This window comes from Geomonas anaerohicana, from assembly GCF_016458305.1.
Taxonomy (GTDB): domain Bacteria; phylum Desulfobacterota; class Desulfuromonadia; order Geobacterales; family Geobacteraceae; genus Geomonas; species Geomonas anaerohicana.
In genome coordinates this window covers 610,822-627,300 of sequence record NZ_JAEMHL010000002.1, presented here as the reverse complement: position 1 = coordinate 627,300, position 16,479 = coordinate 610,822, and the positions used below count along the sequence as shown (strand labels likewise).

Sequence of the window (16,479 nt, the reverse complement as noted above, 5' to 3'; positions counted from 1 at the left end):
GGTTCCCAAGCAGGAGCTTGGGAACCAGGAAAATATCTGTGCCCACCGAAAAAAGCCCGCGCTGGATGCGCGGGCTTTTTACATGTCGGTGCTGTCCTAGCAGTACTTTTTCGCGCCGGCACCGGCTGGCCGGTGTCGCGGCACGAACGGCCGGGCCTAGAACGCGGGGATGATGGCTGCGCCGTATTTTTCTTTCAGGAACTGCTTGAGCTCGGGGGACTGCAGCGCCGCTATCAGCTTCTTGATGTCGTCGCGGTTCTCCTCACCCTTTCTCACCACGACGATGTTGGCGTAAGGAGACTTGGCGTCCTCGCGCGCGATCGCGCTTTGCGGGTCGATCTTGGCGTCCAGGATGAAGTTGGTGTTGATCACCGCGCCGTCCACGTCCGGAAGGGTCCTGGTGAGCTGGGCCGCCTCGACCTCGACGAACTTGATCTTCTTCGGGTTCTCCACGATGTCCTGCGGCGTCGCCTGGAAGTTGGAGATGCCGGGCTTCAGCTTGATGAGCCCCTGTTTCTCCAGGAGCGCCAGGGCACGGTACTCGTTGGAGGGGTTGTTCGGGACAGCGATCTGGGCGCCGTTTTTCAGTTCAGCCACGGACTTGATCTTCTTCGAGTAGAGACCGATCGGCTCCACGTGGATGCTGCCGGCTACGTTGAACTGGTACTTTTTCTCCTTGACCACGGCCTCGAGGTAGGGGACGTGCTGGAAGTAGTTGGCATCGATCTGCTTCTCGGCAAGCGCCGGGTTGAGCTGCACCTCGTCGTCGAAGGTCACCACCTCGAGGTTCACTCCCTGCTCCTTCAGTTTCGGCACGACGAACTTGAGGATATCAGCGTGCGGCACCACCGCCGCCCCGACCTTCAAAGTCTTCCCTGCCACCGGGGCCGCGCCCTCGGCGCCTTTACCGGCCTCACCTTCCTTTTTCTTGCATCCCGCCGCGGCAACTGCAACCAGTGCCAGTGCGACCAGGGCCACGCCCAACCTGCCGGTAAATCTGCTTTTCATCTTTGTGTCCCTCCGTTGGTAATCAGGCCCTTAGCCGAGCCTATGTTGGTTTCTGTTGATCCGTCGCGCCAGCCGGTCGCCGCTCCACTGCACCCCCTGGACGAAGATGACGAGAATGAGGACGGTGGCGAACATGACGTCCTCGCGGTAGCGCATGTAGCCGTAACGGATGGCGAGGCTCCCTAGCCCCCCTGCCCCGATCGCGCCGGCGGTCGCCGTGAACCCGGTTATGGTGATGACCGCGAGGGTCACCCCCAGCACCAGCGACGACAGCGCCTCGGGGATCAACACTTTGCGCACGATCTGCAGCGGCGTCGCCCCCATGGCGAGGGCCGCCTCCACCTTGCCGCGGTCCACCTCCTTGAGGCTGTTCTCGATGATGCGCGCCAGGAACGGGGCCGCAGCAATCGAGAGCGGAACGCTGGCTGCCGTGGCTCCCAGCGTGGTCCCCACCAGAAAGCGCGACAGCGGCAGCAGCAGCACGATCATGATGATGAAGGGAAAGGAGCGGGTGACGTTGATCAGGGCGCCCAGGACGCGGTTCAGCCGCGGCGACTCCAGGACGTGGCCGGTGGAAGTAATCACCACCAGCACCCCGAGCGGGAGTCCCAGCACGATGGCCGCGACAGTGGACAGCACCACCATGTACAGCGTTTCTCCGAAGCCCGTGAGGAGCATCGGTATCAGGTCTTCATGCATCGTTATCTCCTCTCCCGCCCTAGATACCGGCGCCGTAGCCCTGTAAAAGCGCGCTGTGCTCCAAAAAGAGTTTCATTGTCGCGCTGGAAGGTGCGGAAAAGACCTGCTGCACCGCCCCGCACTCGACGATCTCGCCGCGGTCCATGACCGCCACCTTGCTGCAGATCTGTTTGATCACGCTCATCTCGTGGGTGATCAGGACGATGGTCAGCCCGAGCTTGCGGTTGATGTCGGCCAGCAGTTCCAGGATCGAGCTGGTCGTCTGCGGGTCGAGCGCCGAGGTGGCCTCGTCGCTCAGAAGCACCTCCGGGTGGTTGGCAAGGGCACGGGCGATACCGACCCGCTGCTTCTGGCCACCGGAGAGCTGCGCCGGGTAGTTGCCCGCCTTGTCCGAAAGCCCGACCAAGTCCAGGATCTCTTCGACCCGCTGTGCGATCTCCTTGCGCGGCCAGCCGGCCAGTTCAAGAGGGAAAGCCACGTTGCCCTGCACCGTCCTCGCATCGAGCAGGTTGAAGTGCTGGAAGATCATGCCGATCTTCTTGCGCGCCTCGCGCAGGTCGTGCGTTGCCAGCCGGGTGATCTCCCTGCCGTCGATGACGATGCTGCCGCTGTCAGGCTCCTCGAGCCGGTTCAGGCAGCGGATCAGGGTGGACTTGCCCGCCCCGCTCAGCCCGATAATGCCGAAGACGTCCCCCTTCTCAATCTGCAGGTTGACGTCGCGCAACGCGGTGAACGTGCCGCGCGGCGTATGGTACAGCTTGTTCAGGCTGTCGATGGTAATCACTTGCCCCCCCGGGGATACGAAATACGACGCTGATACCAAAAGAAGGCAGGGAAGTTACTTGTGCCTCCAGCTATCTGGTCGGCGTTGAGCACTTTTTGCTTTAATAAATTGTGGTGATAGGGATGTATCAAATTTGACCACTAAAGTCAAGTACACAATCAAATTAGCACAAACAAACACACACTGACAACTACAGAATACAATTTTATATTCCCACCCACTTCCCTAACCCAACCTGTACGCCGAGTCTCTATCTCTGCCTGGTGTCTCTGCAGCTGCCAGAGCACTCGGCTCACAAGAAAGAAAAAGGTGCACCGGCAAAGCGCCGACACACCCGTAAATAAAAAAGGACAGGCACCTTGCGGAGCCTGTCCCCTGTTGCCACTTGCTGTTTGCTACCGGACTACTTGATGGTCTTGATGGTGTGCTGCACCATCTTCACCACGCTCTCGGGAAGCGGAGCGTAGAGCATCGGGGCTGCCATTTTCTGCCCCTTGGTCATGCTCCAGTTCAGGAACTCGACCAGTTTCTTCCCTTTGGCAGGATCTTTCTGGTTTTCATACACCAAGAGCCAGGTGAATCCGACCACGGGGTAGGCATCCTTGCCGGGCTGATTTACCAGAGAGATCCGGTAATCGGCGGGCATGTGTTTCACGGCAGCCGCGGCAGCAGCGCTGGTGGACTTGATGGAAGGCGCCACGAAGACGCCGGCCTGGTTCTTCAGTGAGGCGTAGGGGAGCTTGTTCTCGAAGGCATAGGCAAGCTCGACGTAGCCGATGGAGTACGGCGTGGTCTTGATCTGCCCGGCGATGCCTTCGTTCCCCTTGCCGCCCAGGCCAACCGGCCACTTGACGGAGGCGCCCTTCCCTACCTTCTGTGCCCATTCTGAATTCACGCCGGCGAGGTAGTCGGTGAAGATGCTGGTGGTGCCGCTGCCGTCGGAGCGGTGCACCACGATGATCGGCTTGGCCGGCAGGTTGATGCCCTTGTTGTCATCGGCGATCCTCGGATCGTTCCACTTGGTGATCTTGCCCAGGTAGATGTTGGCCAGGTCCTCGGAGTTGAGCTTGATACCGGAAGGGACACCGGGGAGGTTATAGGTCACCACGACGGCACCCATGACGGTCGGGATGTGGATCAGTTTGCCGGGTGCCCCTTTCAATTCGGCATCGGTGAGGAACTTGTCGCTGGCGCCGAAGTCGACGGTCTGCGCAGTGATCTGCTTGATGCCGCCGCCGCTGCCGATGGACTGATAGTTGAATTTAACGCTCTTGTCGACCTTGGCGTACTCGCTGAACCACTTGGAATACAGCGGGTACGGAAAGGTGGCGCCGGCGCCGTTGATCAGGGTCTCGGCGGACACCTCGCCCGCCGCGCCGACTGTGGCCATCAGGGCCAGAGCCAGGAATGCTTTCTTAATGGTCTGAATCATCTTTTCCTCCTCATTGGTTTTGAAGCGACTATAGCGGCGTTATGTTGCAGTCCGGTTACAACCGGCGCAAGAGTTTGTAAAAAACAGGACCGCAATGGTAGGCCCGGTTCGTCCGCTGGGGCCGGCCTCAGAGTTTCCTCCTTGCCACGCAGAAATAAAACGGTATTAATAAAAAGTTTTAATTTGCTCGGCATCCTTCCGAAAAGGTTTAAGGAGAGCAGTGCAGCGGATGAGAGCGGGAGACACACGCGGCACGGTGCGTGGGGGAAGAGATGGCTACCGCCAGTGTACAAGCACAGAATCCAGAGCGGCAGCGCACGGCGCAGGGGTCAACCATTCTACTCGTGGATGACAGCCCGACCCAGACGAAACGCCTGGAACACCTGCTATCTGCCGAAGGTTATCGCGTGCTGCTGTCCCGTGATGCCGGCGAGGCACTGGCGGGCATAGACGAAACGCAGCCGGATCTCGTCATCAGCGACGTCGTCACGCCCGGCATGGACGGGTTCGAACTCTGCCGCCGGATCAGGGGGCTCAAAGAAGCGAGCCAGCTCCCGGTCATCCTGCTCACCCACCTCAACGACCCGACCCACGTTCTGCGCAGCCTCGAAGCCGGCGCCAACTACTTCATTTCCAAGCCCTACCATAACGGGATACTGCTGTCCCGCGTCGCTGCCGCCTTGCGGCGCGACCAGGGGTGCTGCGTGGCCGCAGACGACGACAGTGTCAGTTGCAACTACTACGGCAACCGGTACGCCATCGCGGCATCGAAACCGCAGATCATCGACCTGCTGCTGGCGACGTACGAGCTTGCGGTGGAGAAGAACCAGGAAATATCGAAGACCCACGACGCCCTCAGGCGGCTCAACGAAGAACTGGAAACGAGGGTCGCCAAGCGGACGGCGGAACTGAGAAACACCATCAGCGAACTGAGGCAGGAGATTGCCGATCGGGAAAGCGCGGAGGAGTGCGTGCGGCGGCTGAACCGGCTGCACTCAGTGCTCTCGGAGACCAGCAAAGCCGTGGTGCATATCAAGGACCGCCAATCGCTGTTCCACGACTTCTGCCGCATCGCGGTCGACCAGGGCTGTTTCAAGCTGGCCTGGGTGGGGCTGCTCGACAAGGTAGGGACGGTGGTGCAGGTTGCCGCCGCGCGCGGCACCATCGCCTACCTGGACGGCATCACCATCACGCTGGACCGGGAGCCGACCGGCAGCGGCCCGACCGCCAGCGCCATCAAGAACGGGAGCTTCTACATCTGTAACGACTTCCTCAATGCCGCCAACACCGCCCCCTGGCACCAGCGCGGCAGGGAGTACGGCATCCGTGCCTCGGCCAGCATCGCGTTGCAGCAGGAAGGACGGGTCATCGGCGCCCTCACCCTGTATGCCGACAAGAAGAACTACTTCGACCGCCCGCAGGTGGAACTCTTGCGCCAGATGGGAGCCGACATCTCCTTCGCCCTGGGCAACATGGAGCGGGACGACCGCAGGCTGGAGGTGGAACGGGCGCTCCTCGAAGAAACGTCACGCCGCCTGCAGGAACGGGAACAACACGCCCAGAAGATCGAGTATCTGGCACACTACGATCCGGTCACCAAACTCCCCAACCGCTTCAGCCTGATGGCCCGGCTGGGGCACTCCCTGGAACTGGCCAAACGGTGCGGCAGCCGGCTCGCGTTGATCTTCATCGACCTGGACCGATTCAAGAACATCAACGATTCGCTGGGGCACCACGTGGGCGACCAACTGCTCTTCCAGGTAGCGGGGCGCCTGCTGGAGTCGATCCGCAGCGCGGACATCGTGGCCCGCCTGGGTGGCGACGAGTTCGTGGTGGGGCTTCCCCTGATCCGCACCAATGTCTCGGCGGCGCACGCCATAGGGAAGATCCAGCACGCCCTGTGTCAGAGCTACTACGTCGAGGGGCACGAGTTGAGCGTCACCCCGAGTATCGGCATCAGCATCTTTCCCGACGATGGCGAGACGGTCCAGGAGCTTATGAAGAACGCAGACCTGGCCATGTACCACGCCAAGGCGGGCGGGCGTAACAACTTCCAGTTTTTTACCCAGGAGATGAACCGGACAGTGCAGGAAAGGCTGGTGCTGGAGGGGGATCTGAGGGTGGCCATCGAGCGGGGGGAATTCCTGCTGCATTACCAGCCGCAGGTTGAGATGAGCAGCGGCCGGGTGGTCGGCGTGGAGGCGCTGCTGCGCTGGCAGCACCCGGTGCACGGGCTGGTCGCGCCGGACCGCTTCATCCCGGTAGCCGAGGAAACCGGGATGATCGTCGCCATAGGGGAGCTGGCGCTGAGAAGGGCTTGTCGCCAGCTCGCCTCCTGGCTCGCAGAGGGGCTCCCGCCGCTCAGGGTTTCGGTCAACCTGTCGCCGCGCCAGTTCAGGCAGAACAACCTCCCCGCCCTCTTGCTGGAGATCCTCCGGGAGACCGGGATCAAGGCTCACCTTTTGGAGCTGGAGATAACGGAAAGTTCGGCGATGGACAACCCGGCAGAGGCGATCCTGCACCTGCAGGGGTTCAGGGAGATGGGGGTGGAGCTCGCCATCGACGACTTCGGCACCGGCTACTCCTCGTTGAGCTACCTGAAGCTCTTTCCGGTACACCGCCTGAAGATCGACCGCTCCTTCGTCAAGGACATCGACACCGACACCGACGATGCCGAAATCGCAGCGGCGACCATCGCCCTCGCCCACACCCTGGGCAAGGAAGTGGTGGCCGAAGGGGTGGAAACCGAGGCCCAGTGCCGATTCCTGCAGGGGCAGCGCTGCGATATCGTGCAGGGATACTACTTCAGCCGCCCGCTACCGCCGGAAGAGATCGTTCCCTACCTGCGCAACAACGCCGTCCCCTCCCCTCTCGTCCGGGGTTGATCTGCAAAGGCAAATCCCCCCTGTCCCCCCTTTGCAAAAAGGGGGGGGACCACAGGTCACCGGCAGCGGTTGGCGGCAAAGACAGTTGAACTTGCTAGCCGATGTTTAGAGGATGTAGTCGGTGGAGAGGAAGTGGGATTTTCTTTCCTTGACGATGCCGGTGATGATGTCGCGGTTGGCGTCGGTCTCGCGCGCGGCGACCACGATACGGATCGAGAAGACGCGCAAGGCGTCGGCGACGGACTGGGTCCCCTCGGCAGAGTTCTTGCGACCGTTGAAGGGGAAACTGTCCGGGCTTCTCTGGCACTTGCTGTTGATGTTGATGCGGCAGACCTGGTTCACCAGGGCGTCGATCAGCTGCGACAGCTGCTCCTCGTTCCTGCCGAAGATGCTCGCCTGCTGGCCGTAGTTGGACTGCACCACGTAATCGATGGTCTCCTTCAGGTCGTCGTAGACCACCACCGGGACCACGGGGCCGAACTGCTCCTCGTGGTAGACCCGCATCCGGTCGGTCACCGGGTAAAGCAGCGCCGGGTAGAAGAAGGAGCCGCTCCTCGTCCCGCCGCCGGGGTTCACCACGCCGGCGCCATAAGCCTCGGCATCACGCAGCAGCCCCTCCAGGTACTCCGGCTTCTCAGGCTCGGGGAGCGCCGTGATGGCGACGCCGTCCTGCCAGGGCACGCCGCACTTGAGCGCCGCGATCTCCCGGGCCATCCCCTCCAGGAACCTGTCGGCGATGTTGCGATGCACGAAGATGATCTTAAGTGCGGTGCAGCGCTGGCCGTTGAACCCCAGGGCACCGGAAACGCACTCTTCCACGGCGAGATCGAGGTCCGCGTCGGGGAGGATGATGGCGGGGTTCTTCGCATCCAGGCCGAGTACGCAGCGCAGCCGGTGCGGCCGCGGGTGGCTCGCGCGCAGCGCGTCGGCGACCTTACTGGTACCGATGAAGCCCAGCACGTCGACGCGGCCGGTGGCCATCAAGGGCGGCAGCACCTCCTCGCCGTCGCCGTACACCGTGTTGACCACGCCGGCCGGGAAGCAGTCGCGGAAGGCCGCCAAAAGCGGCTCGAACAGGAGGATCCCGAAGCGCGGCGGCTTGAGGATGATGGTGTTCCCCATGACCAGCGACGGAATGAGCGTGGTGAAGGTCTCGTAGAGCGGGAAGTTGTAGGGTCCCATGCAGAGCACGACGCCGAGGGGGGCGCGGCGGATCTGGCCGATGATACCCTGCTGGATCACGAAGCGGGAGGAGACGCGATCCAGCTCCTTGAGCGCCTCGACGGTGTCCTTCAGGTAGGCGAGCGCGCGATCGAACTCCGCCTCCGCCTCCTTGAGCGACTTGCCGATCTCCCACATGAGAAGCTTCACCACCTCGCTGCGCTTTTCCTGCACCGCGCGGCTGAAGCAGTTGACACACTGGATACGCTCGCCGACCGACATGGTAGGCCAGGCCCCTCTGCCGTTGTCGTAGGCGTTGACGGCGACGTCGAGCGCCTCGAGCGCGGCCGCCACGGTAAGGGCGGGCGCCTCCCCTACCCGCTGCGCCTGCGGCTCTGCGCCGCTTAGCACCTGCACCGGCGAGAGCACCTCCTGCATGGCGCCTTCCCAGCGGCGCAGTTCGCCGCCGATCAGGTAGTAGTCCTGGCGGATCTGGGTTTCTATGCGATAGGGAGCGGGGATTTCCTGCGGTAGCGGGGACAGACCTGCGATCTTCTTCTTCACTTTGCCTTCCTTGCTGACAGACGTGATTGCCGGAGCTACGGGTCCGGCCTCTGGTCGACGCGAACGTCACTCATGAGCTATACGCCAACACAGAAGCAGGGTCAACCTTTTGCTACTGTCTTAGGGCGCAGACGGCACTGATTGCGCAATGACAAAGCGCCAGTATACTCCTTTGAGTCTGGCGTTATTCCCACTGACACTACAAAGACCAAAGGAGATATGGGTATGGGATCTAAGGGACGTGAAATAGTCGGCATGGACGTCGAGGAACTGCTCAACCTCTTGAACCGCGCCTTCTGCGACGAGTGGTTTGCCTATTACCAGTACTGGCTGGGTGCCAAGCTGGTCAAGGGGCCGATGAAAGACGCGGTCGGCGCCGAGCTCTTGGTGCACGCCACCGAGGAACTGGCACACGCCGACCTGGTGGCGCTGCGCATCATCCAGCTGGGCGGCACCCCGGTTACCAAGCCCGAGGAATGGTACAAGTTCACCAACTGCGGCTACGACGCGCCCGATGATCCCTTCGTGAAGACCATCCTGGAGCAGAACATCAGGGGCGAGCAGTGCGCCATCGGCGTGTACAAGAAGCTTTTGGACCTGACCCGCGAGAAGGACCCGGTCACCTACAACATGGTGCTCACCATTTTGCAGCAGGAGGTCGAGCACGAAGAGGACTTACAGGCGCTGCTGGAGGATTACGAGCTGCTGGTGGGAGCAATGAGGGGATAGCCTCTCGGCTTATCTGTACAAAAAAGCCCCGTCCTATAGACGGGGCTTTTTTTCGTTTCGTCCTCTGCCGGCAATCCCGCTAGCCTTTACCCCTGCCATAAAATGGCAGGATCTGCTGGTTCGTTGTCCTTGAACGTGAGCCGGCGTTGTGCAATCATTCCGGCAGGCTAGCAAGGAGTAGAAACGAGGAGGTGCCATGGACGCGCCAATCACTATTGCGGTCGCCGCCTACGAAGGGGCGGAACTCTTGGACGTGACCGGGCCGATCGAGGTGTTCAACATGCTGAACCGATGTCTGGGCGAGTTGGAGCCGCAGCGCCCGGGCTACCGCATCGTCATCCTGGCCGAAAAGGAAGGACCGTTCACCACCTGCCCAGGGGTGCGCATCGTGGCGGACCACGCCTGGGAGGAGTTGCCGGAAAAGGCGGACACCATCCTGGTTCCGGGGAGCCCGGATGACGCGCTGGATCGGGTCATGAAAGACGAACGTTTCCTCTCTTGGCTGGCGACAGAAGGGCCGCGGGCGCGGCGGCTGGTTTCGGTCTGCACTGGAGCGCTCATTCTGGCCGAGGCCGGGCTCTTGCAAGGAAAACGGGCGACGACGCACTGGATGGACCTGGAGCGGCTGCGCAACTACCAGGAGGTGCAGGTGGAAAACGACGCCATCTACACCCGGGACGGTTCGGTGGCGACTTCGGCCGGGGTGACCGCAGGCATGGACCTGGCACTGGCCTTGGTGGAGGAGGATTTCGGCAAGAAGCTGGCGCTGACAGTGGCACGGCGCCTGGTGATGTTCCTGAAACGTCCAGGGGGGCAGGCCCAGTTCAGCACGCAACTGCGGGCCCAGATGGTCGAGGGGGGGCAGATGGCGCCGCTCCTTGCCTGGCTCAGGGAGAACCCGTGCAGCAAGGCGACGGTGGAGGACCTGGCACAGCGGGCGGCGATGAGCCCGCGCAACTTCGCCCGTGTGTTCCTGCGCGAGACCGGGAAAACACCGGCCAAGTACCTCGACCAGCTCCGGCTGGAACACTCGGTAGCCCTACTGGAGGAAACTACCCTGCCGCTGGAACGCGTGGCCCGAGACAGCGGCTTTACCTGCGCCGAACAGATGCGGCGCGTCTTCATCCGCGAGGTCGGGGTCACCCCGCTCGCCTACCGGACCAGGTTCTGAAGAGTTCATCGCCCCAGCAGCAAATCCCCTCTGTCGCCCCTTTCCCTGGTTCCCAAGCTCCAACTTGGGAACCCCATATGGCGCAAAGTTCCAGCTATGTATCCAGAGGGAAGCTGGAGCTTCTGAGAGGTTTTGCGTTCCCAAGGCGGACCTTGGGAACGAGATCAAAGGGGGGAACGTCAGGCCGCGTGCAGCGCTTGTGAACAGCAGTTGGGGTGACGCCGGAATGCACTATTGAACAGGTTGAAAGAAGTTTTGAGAGGAGGTTTTCATGCGTTACCTGTTGGCTAAAGGAGAAATCATCACGCTGCAGGCGGATGACGCCATCGAGTCGCTGTCGCTGGTCGCCGGAGCGATCTGGCTCACCCGCTCCTCGGATACCCGGGATTACTGCCCGCAGGAGGGGACGCGTCTGACGGTGGTGCGCGGCGAGACACTGATCATCGAGGCGCTCACCCCTGTCACCATAACAGTCAACTGCCGTGAACGCCGTGCCGCGCTGCACATCACCACGGCCTGGCCCCATACCTCTCCCCGCACCGCCTGAACAGCGCCTTTATCCTTTCACGGCCGGGGCGACCGGCCAACTGATGATGATCACGCCCAGGATGCAGGTGGCGATACCGACCAGGCGCAGCCAATGCATCTCCCCCCCCAGGAACCACCAGGAAAGCAGCAGCACCAACGCGGACTGGCAGCCGATGATGGCCAGCGCGTAACCCGCATTGGCGCTCGAGGAGGTGGCCATGAACATGGCCCAGTTGCCAAGCACGCTGCACGCTCCCGCCGCCAACAACAGAGGCACCGCGGACTTCCAGGCCGGCCACATGCCCCAGTCTCCCGCCGACCAGGCGGCGAAGCTCACCGTGAGCACCAGCGAGAGCACCAGCATGGAAAACTGCACCGAGACGCCGCGCTTCACGGCGGCGGTCATGAACAGCACCATGAAAGCGAAGCACACCAGCGCGGTGAGGGCCTGGGTTACGTAGTTCCACATGCCTGACCTCCTTATGGTTAACGCTTATCGGGTTTGTGATCCAGCACCTGGCGGATGGTCCTCCCCAGGGTGCGCGACGTGTACGGTTTCATCAGGCAGGCACGGATGCCGTACTCGGCATCTCTTTCGTCGACGGTCTCTTTGAAACCGGTGCAGAGGATGATGGGGATGTCGGGGCGCAGCGTGGAGATCTCCTTGGCCAGGGACTTCCCCGACAGTCCCGGCATGGTGAGGTCGGTGATCACCAGGTCGAAGCGGGAGGGATCGGCCCGGAAAAGATTCAGTGCAGCCGCGCTGCTGCCGGCGGTGACCACGCTGTAGCCCAGGCTCTCCAAGATCCCCTGGCCCAGCACGGTGAGAGACTCCTCGTCGTCCACGAACAGCACCCGCTCGTTTCCCTGCAGCAGTTGCTCCGGCACCTCCTCTTCGCGCTGGATCTCCAGGGAGACGGCCGGGAGTAAAACCTCGAAGCAGGTGCCCGCACCCGGCTCGCTGTGCACGGTGATGACGCCGCCGTGATTCTTCACGATACCCTGGACCACGGCCAGGCCGAGGCCGGTCCCCTCCCCTGCCGGCTTGGTGGTGAAATAGGGGTCGAAGATCCGCTCCAGCATGCGGCTTTCCATGCCGCGGCCGGTGTCGCGCACGCACAGATGCAGGTGATCCACGGGGTCGAGGAAAGGATACGGGGCCAGTTGGGGAGAGCCGGCCGCAACCGCCTGCAGCGAAACAGTCAGGGTGCCACCTTCTGGGAGCATGGCATGGGCGGCGTTGGTGCCGAGGTTCATCAGCACCTGGTGCAACTGGGTGGGGTCGGCGAGCACCTTGTCGTCGTCGGGCGCAACCTCGATCTCCTTGACCATGGCGATGGAGGTGGGGAGCGAGGAACGCAGCAGGCGGAAGGCGTCCTCGATGACGGCCGCCAGGTGCACCGGCTTTTTTTCCTGCTCGGTGTGCCTGCTGAAGCTGAGGATCTGGCGCACCAGGTCCGCCGCCCGCTGCGCCGCGATGAAGACCTGCTGCATTTCCGACCGCCCCACGCCCCCTTCGGGCACCTTGTGCAGCACCATGTCGGTAAAGCCCAAGATGGAGGTGAGGATGTTGTTGAAGTCGTGGGCGATACCGGCGGCGAGCGTGCCGATAGCCTCCATCTTCTGCGCCTGGCGCAGGTCCTTCTCGGTCTTGCGCAGTTCGGCGGTGCGGGCCTCGACCCGCATTTCCAGCAGGTCGTTCGCTTCCAGGACGGCGCGCGTCGCCACCTCGGCCCGCTCCTTGGCCGCCACCAGTTCCTCGGTCCGTTCCCGGACCAGATCCTCCAGGTGATCACGGTACTTGATCAGCTCGGCCTCGGCTACCTTCTGCTCGGTGATATCGGTGCCGCTGCCGATCCAGCGCACGATGCGGCCGTCGGCATCCTTCTGCGCGATTGCCCGCGACAGCACCCAGCGGTACTGCCCGTCGAACCTCCGGTTGCGGTGCAGGCAGCTGTAGGGCTCCCCGGTCTCAAGAGAATGCTTCCATTTTTGTGCGGTGATTTCGACGTCGTCGGGATGGATGATGCTGCGCCATGGCTCCGGGTCGGGCTCGCCGGGAATCAGGCCATTGAACTCGTACCAGCGCAGGTTGGCGAAGTCCTGGGCGCCGTCGGGCCTGGCTGTCCAGACGATCTGGGGAATCGTATCGATGATGAAGCGACACAGTTCTTCGCTGGGGTTGAGAGGATCTGTCACTCGGCCCTCTGTTATAGACAATCTCTTACATCGGGATCAGACGAGCGGCTACTTGTGATTGGGAAAATATACAGAGATTTTATGACACTTCAAGCCTCCTTCAATGTTTACAGGAAGGAGACTTGACAGTATTTGAAAGAAGATCGTGCGGGGGCCGACAAATGATACCCGCCCACTCACTTTAAAAGCGTGTGCTCCAGCAGGATCTTGAGACCGATCAGGCAAAGCACCACCCCGCCGCATACCTCGACGCGCTTGCCCCAGTTGTCCCCAAGCCGGCGCCCCAAGAGCATGCCGGCCACGGTCAACACCGCCGCGACGAGACCGATGACCACGCAAGGGACCCACACGCTCACCCCGAGCATGGCCAGCGACAACCCGACCGCGAAGGCGTCGATGCTGGTGGCGACCGAGAGCATCACCATGGTGAGCCCCTTGGTCGGGTCGGAGGGCGAATTATCCTCGTCCTCCTCGAAGGCCTCCACGATCATCCTGCCGCCGACATAGGCCAGGAGGCCGAAGGCGATCCAATGGTCGTAGGCGGTGATCCACTTCTGGACCGTGAGGCCGAGCAGCCACCCCGCGATGGGCATGAGTGCCTGGAACAGGCCGAAATGAAAGCCGAGGCGGAACAGGTGCCGCCCGGTGACCGGGTTCAATACCGCGCCGGTAGCCAGGGCGACGGCGAAGGCATCCATGGCCAGGGCCAGGGCGATGCCGAAGATGCTGATCCAATCCATCAAAACTCCGGAGGGGGACTGGCTCCGCAAGGTGCCTGTCCCCTTGTAATTTCTGTCCCCTTTATGTTGAAAGTCCCCCTTCAACAAAGGGAAATGGAAAAAGTCCCCCCTTTCACAAAGGGGGATTTAGGGGGATTTGCTTTTGATGCTTTGGGGCCGAGAGAGGGAAATCCCCCCTGTCCCCCCTTCGCAAAGGGGGGAACCTCGGGTCGCGTGTCACGCTTTGTGGCAGCTGCTCCTCGTTACCCGGAACTACCGGGACAACTTCTCTTTCGGTGAATTCTAGTAACCGTAATCGAGGCTCTGGATGCGGGAGACGCGGCCATCCTGCAGTTCCAGCTGGTACTGAAACTCATTGCGGCCGAAGTTGAAGATCCAATTGTCGACGATGATATTGGTAATGCTCTTGGTGGGGCCGGACTGGTCCTTCTGCACCACCTTCTTGGAACTCTGCGTCGTCGTGGCGGGTTGGCCGCACTTGGCAAGCACCTCTCCCGCAGAGTCGCCGACGGACACGATGCCACCTTTGCACCTCACGGTGTCGCTGTCGGCATAAGCGGCGGCAGACAGCACCACGACGGCCGAGAGGGCGGCGACCAGGTTAACGGCTTTTTTCATGCTCTTTCCTCCTTGTTCTTCTGTTGGCAAAACAGACAGGAATATAAGGTACAAGCGATCTTTTGCAAAGCGCTATTTACGCGGCCCGCCTGCGGATGAGATGAACCGAGGTGGCCTTGAAGGAGGCGTAGACATCCCTCCCCTCGCACAGCTCGAGCTTGGCGAACGATTCACGGGTCACGTAGGAAGTGAGCGGAAAGCCGCAATCCAACTGCAGCCGCAGAAACGGCCCCATGGAAGCCACGTCCGTGACCCGCCCAGGGTACAGGTTCCTCGCGCTGCTTTTTTCGTCGGGGTGGCTCACGCTGATGGTGACGTTTTCCGGCCGGATGCAGCAGTAGACCTGGGCGCCGGGCTCAGCGTCCCCGATGGTGTCCACTTCCCGTCCGGCCACCATCACGGCCATCTGCTGATCGTTGTTTCTGACAACCTCCCCCTCCAGGATGGTTTCCATCCCGACGAAGTTCGCCACGAACTCGTTCACCGGGTGGTTCATCACCTCCGCAGGGGTGCCCTGCTGCACGATGCTGCCGCGATTCATCACCACGATGCGCTGTGACATCCTGAGCGCCTCGGACTGGTCGTGGGTGACCAGGATGGCGGCGATGCCCCGGTCCCGGATGATGCGGTCCATGTCTTCGGTGAGGGCCTGCCGGGTGGGAGGGTCGAGGTTGGCGAAGGGTTCGTCGAAGAAAATCACCTCGGGCTCCACCGCGAAGGCTCGCGCGAGGCTCACGCGCCGGGCCTCGCCGCCGGAGAGTTTGCGCGCCGAGCGTTGCCCCATGTGGGCGAGGTTGAAACGCTCCAGGTAGGTGGCGACGCGGGTCTTGATCTCGGCGCGCCCCAATCCCCTGAGCTTGAGGCCGCTGGCCACGTTTTCGAAGACGGTGCTATCGAAAAGAAGCGGCTCCTGCAGCACCATGGCAATGCGGCGGCGCAGCTCCAGCCACTGTGCCTCGGACGAGACGGCGCCCCCCCGGTAGGTGACGGTGCCGGTCTGATGCTTCATGAGCCCCAGAAGCGACAGGAGCAGGGTCGACTTGCCGGCACCGTTGGGGCCGATCAGGGAAACGAATTCGTTTTGTGACAAAGAAAAAGAGGGTATGTCGAGCACGGTCACGCCGCCTCGATCAACCCTCAGCTCTTTCAGGTCGAGCAGGTTTTGTTGCTGGGTCATCTGGGCCTTTCCCGCTGCTGGATGTAGGTGAGGATGTAGTTGACGGCGAAGCAGAATAGCAGAAGTATCACCGACAGGGCAATGGCCATGTCGAAGTTGCCCCTACCCGTCTCCATCACCGTGGCGGTAGTGAGCACGCGGGTGTAGCCCCGGACGTTGCCGCCGACCATGATGGAGGCGCCCACCTCGGAGATGACCCCGCCGAAGCCCGCCATAACGCCTGCCATGAGCGGCAGCCGCGCCTCCTTGATCAGCATCCAGACCATCTGCGCCCGGGTGGCGCCCAAGGCTAGAATCTGGAGCCTCAGGTTCGCCGGAAGGTTCTGCATGGCGCCGATGGTGACCCCCATGACGATCGGGGTCGCGATCACGGTCTGCGCGATGATGATGGCAGTCGGCGTGTAGAGGAGTTCCAGGTAGCCGAGCGGGCCGTTTCTCCAGAGCATGATGGATACGAAGAGGCCCACCACCACCGGCGGCAGCCCCATCCCCGTGTTCACCACGCTCACCAGGATCTTCTTGCCCGGGAAGCTGGAGAGCGCCACCAGCGTCCCCACGGAAAGACCGATTACCAGCGAGAAGAGCGTCGCGAGCCCGGAGACCTTGAGCGACAGCCAGGCGATGCCCAGCACCTCGCGATCGAGCGATGCGAGGAGCTGGAACGCCTTAGTGAGACCTTCAAGAATTACATCCATTCAGCTTCCTCCGTGAGGGGACTGGCTCCGCCAGGTGCCTGTCCCCCTTTGTGCTTCACGGGGACTGGCTCCGCAGGTGCCTGTCCCCC

Annotated in this window: 15 protein-coding genes; 4 read left to right on the top strand and 11 right to left on the bottom strand. The window is 62.1% G+C overall.

Annotated features, from left to right (window positions below; translation table 11 throughout):
- Positions 1 to 156: 156 nt before the first annotated feature.
- The 4 genes from JFN91_RS06095 to pstS all read right to left on the bottom strand — a co-directional run bounded on the left by JFN91_RS06095 (position 157) and on the right by pstS (position 3,923).
- Positions 157 to 1,008 carry a MetQ/NlpA family ABC transporter substrate-binding protein gene (locus JFN91_RS06095; RefSeq protein WP_199388296.1) on the bottom strand — a complete coding sequence of 284 codons (852 nt, stop codon included), beginning with the start codon at positions 1,006 to 1,008 and terminating at the stop codon, positions 157 to 159.
- A 30-nt stretch (positions 1,009 to 1,038) separates the two neighbouring features.
- Entirely contained in the window at positions 1,039 to 1,707 is a 669-nt protein-coding gene (locus JFN91_RS06090) for a methionine ABC transporter permease (RefSeq protein WP_199388295.1), read from the bottom strand.
- 19 nt (positions 1,708 to 1,726) lie between these two features.
- On the bottom strand, positions 1,727 to 2,491 hold the full coding sequence (locus JFN91_RS06085) for a methionine ABC transporter ATP-binding protein (protein WP_199388294.1): 765 nt from the start codon (positions 2,489 to 2,491) through the stop codon (positions 1,727 to 1,729).
- Positions 2,492 to 2,894: 403 nt separating this feature from the next.
- A complete protein-coding gene (gene pstS, locus JFN91_RS06080) occupies positions 2,895 to 3,923 on the bottom strand; it encodes a phosphate ABC transporter substrate-binding protein PstS (RefSeq protein ID WP_199388293.1) in 1,029 nt (342 codons plus the stop codon).
- A 272-nt stretch (positions 3,924 to 4,195) separates the two neighbouring features.
- Between pstS and JFN91_RS06075 the strand changes: the two genes are divergently transcribed.
- Complete coding sequence (locus JFN91_RS06075; protein WP_199388292.1) at positions 4,196 to 6,808, top strand: EAL domain-containing protein; 2,613 nt, start codon at positions 4,196 to 4,198, stop codon at positions 6,806 to 6,808.
- 105 nt (positions 6,809 to 6,913) lie between these two features.
- On the opposite strand, the gene JFN91_RS06070 is transcribed toward JFN91_RS06075, so the two are convergent.
- A complete protein-coding gene (locus JFN91_RS06070; protein ID WP_199388291.1) occupies positions 6,914 to 8,533 on the bottom strand; it encodes an NADP-dependent glyceraldehyde-3-phosphate dehydrogenase in 1,620 nt (539 codons plus the stop codon).
- A gap of 225 nt (positions 8,534 to 8,758) precedes the next feature.
- Here JFN91_RS06070 and JFN91_RS06065 point away from each other — a divergent pair, with 225 nt between their 5' ends.
- From JFN91_RS06065 to JFN91_RS06055, 3 genes are all read left to right on the top strand, one after another.
- Positions 8,759 to 9,262: a ferritin-like domain-containing protein gene (locus JFN91_RS06065; protein WP_199388290.1), complete on the top strand. Its 504-nt coding sequence runs from the start codon at positions 8,759 to 8,761 to the stop codon at positions 9,260 to 9,262.
- A gap of 196 nt (positions 9,263 to 9,458) precedes the next feature.
- Entirely contained in the window at positions 9,459 to 10,433 is a 975-nt protein-coding gene (locus JFN91_RS06060) for a GlxA family transcriptional regulator (protein ID WP_199388289.1), read from the top strand.
- A 271-nt stretch (positions 10,434 to 10,704) separates the two neighbouring features.
- Positions 10,705 to 10,980: a DUF2917 domain-containing protein gene (locus JFN91_RS06055; protein ID WP_199388288.1), complete on the top strand. Its 276-nt coding sequence runs from the start codon at positions 10,705 to 10,707 to the stop codon at positions 10,978 to 10,980.
- A gap of 9 nt (positions 10,981 to 10,989) precedes the next feature.
- Here the strand turns inward: JFN91_RS06055 and JFN91_RS06050 are convergent, their stop codons facing one another.
- The 6 genes from JFN91_RS06050 to JFN91_RS06025 all read right to left on the bottom strand — a co-directional run bounded on the left by JFN91_RS06050 (position 10,990) and on the right by JFN91_RS06025 (position 16,390).
- The gene (locus JFN91_RS06050; RefSeq protein ID WP_199388287.1) at positions 10,990 to 11,430 is read right to left on the bottom strand and encodes an EamA family transporter; all 441 of its coding nucleotides are present in this window, start codon (positions 11,428 to 11,430) and stop codon (positions 10,990 to 10,992) included.
- A 17-nt stretch (positions 11,431 to 11,447) separates the two neighbouring features.
- A complete protein-coding gene (locus JFN91_RS06045) occupies positions 11,448 to 13,160 on the bottom strand; it encodes a hybrid sensor histidine kinase/response regulator (RefSeq protein WP_199388286.1) in 1,713 nt (570 codons plus the stop codon).
- A gap of 176 nt (positions 13,161 to 13,336) precedes the next feature.
- Positions 13,337 to 13,900, bottom strand: a complete 564-nt coding sequence (locus tag JFN91_RS06040) for a manganese efflux pump MntP (protein ID WP_199388285.1) — start codon at positions 13,898 to 13,900, stop codon at positions 13,337 to 13,339.
- A gap of 282 nt (positions 13,901 to 14,182) precedes the next feature.
- The gene (locus tag JFN91_RS06035; RefSeq protein ID WP_199388284.1) at positions 14,183 to 14,518 is read right to left on the bottom strand and encodes a DUF2845 domain-containing protein; all 336 of its coding nucleotides are present in this window, start codon (positions 14,516 to 14,518) and stop codon (positions 14,183 to 14,185) included.
- A 76-nt stretch (positions 14,519 to 14,594) separates the two neighbouring features.
- Positions 14,595 to 15,695: an ABC transporter ATP-binding protein gene (locus tag JFN91_RS06030; protein WP_199388283.1), complete on the bottom strand. Its 1,101-nt coding sequence runs from the start codon at positions 15,693 to 15,695 to the stop codon at positions 14,595 to 14,597.
- Positions 15,692 to 16,390 carry an ABC transporter permease gene (locus JFN91_RS06025; RefSeq protein WP_199388282.1) on the bottom strand — a complete coding sequence of 233 codons (699 nt, stop codon included), beginning with the start codon at positions 16,388 to 16,390 and terminating at the stop codon, positions 15,692 to 15,694. Before JFN91_RS06025 ends, JFN91_RS06030 begins: the two co-directional genes overlap by 4 nt.
- Positions 16,391 to 16,479: the final 89 nt, after the last annotated feature.

Bases quoted from the DNA above. Each gene is read 5' to 3' on its own strand.
- JFN91_RS06040 (WP_199388285.1), bottom strand. From the start codon at position 13,900: ATGGATTGGATCAGCATCTTCGGCATCGCCCTGGCCCTGGCCATGGAT.
- JFN91_RS06030 (WP_199388283.1), bottom strand. From the start codon at position 15,695: ATGACCCAGCAACAAAACCTGCTCGACCTGAAAGAGCTGAGGGTTGAT.
- JFN91_RS06055 (WP_199388288.1), top strand. From the start codon at position 10,705: ATGCGTTACCTGTTGGCTAAAGGAGAAATCATCACGCTGCAGGCGGAT.
- JFN91_RS06050 (WP_199388287.1), bottom strand. From the start codon at position 11,430: ATGTGGAACTACGTAACCCAGGCCCTCACCGCGCTGGTGTGCTTCGCT.
- JFN91_RS06095 (WP_199388296.1), bottom strand. From the start codon at position 1,008: ATGAAAAGCAGATTTACCGGCAGGTTGGGCGTGGCCCTGGTCGCACTG.
- JFN91_RS06035 (WP_199388284.1), bottom strand. From the start codon at position 14,518: ATGAAAAAAGCCGTTAACCTGGTCGCCGCCCTCTCGGCCGTCGTGGTG.
- JFN91_RS06075 (WP_199388292.1), top strand. From the start codon at position 4,196: ATGGCTACCGCCAGTGTACAAGCACAGAATCCAGAGCGGCAGCGCACG.
- JFN91_RS06065 (WP_199388290.1), top strand. From the start codon at position 8,759: ATGGGATCTAAGGGACGTGAAATAGTCGGCATGGACGTCGAGGAACTG.
- JFN91_RS06090 (WP_199388295.1), bottom strand. From the start codon at position 1,707: ATGCATGAAGACCTGATACCGATGCTCCTCACGGGCTTCGGAGAAACG.
- JFN91_RS06060 (WP_199388289.1), top strand. From the start codon at position 9,459: ATGGACGCGCCAATCACTATTGCGGTCGCCGCCTACGAAGGGGCGGAA.
- pstS (WP_199388293.1), bottom strand. From the start codon at position 3,923: ATGATTCAGACCATTAAGAAAGCATTCCTGGCTCTGGCCCTGATGGCC.
- JFN91_RS06025 (WP_199388282.1), bottom strand. From the start codon at position 16,390: ATGGATGTAATTCTTGAAGGTCTCACTAAGGCGTTCCAGCTCCTCGCA.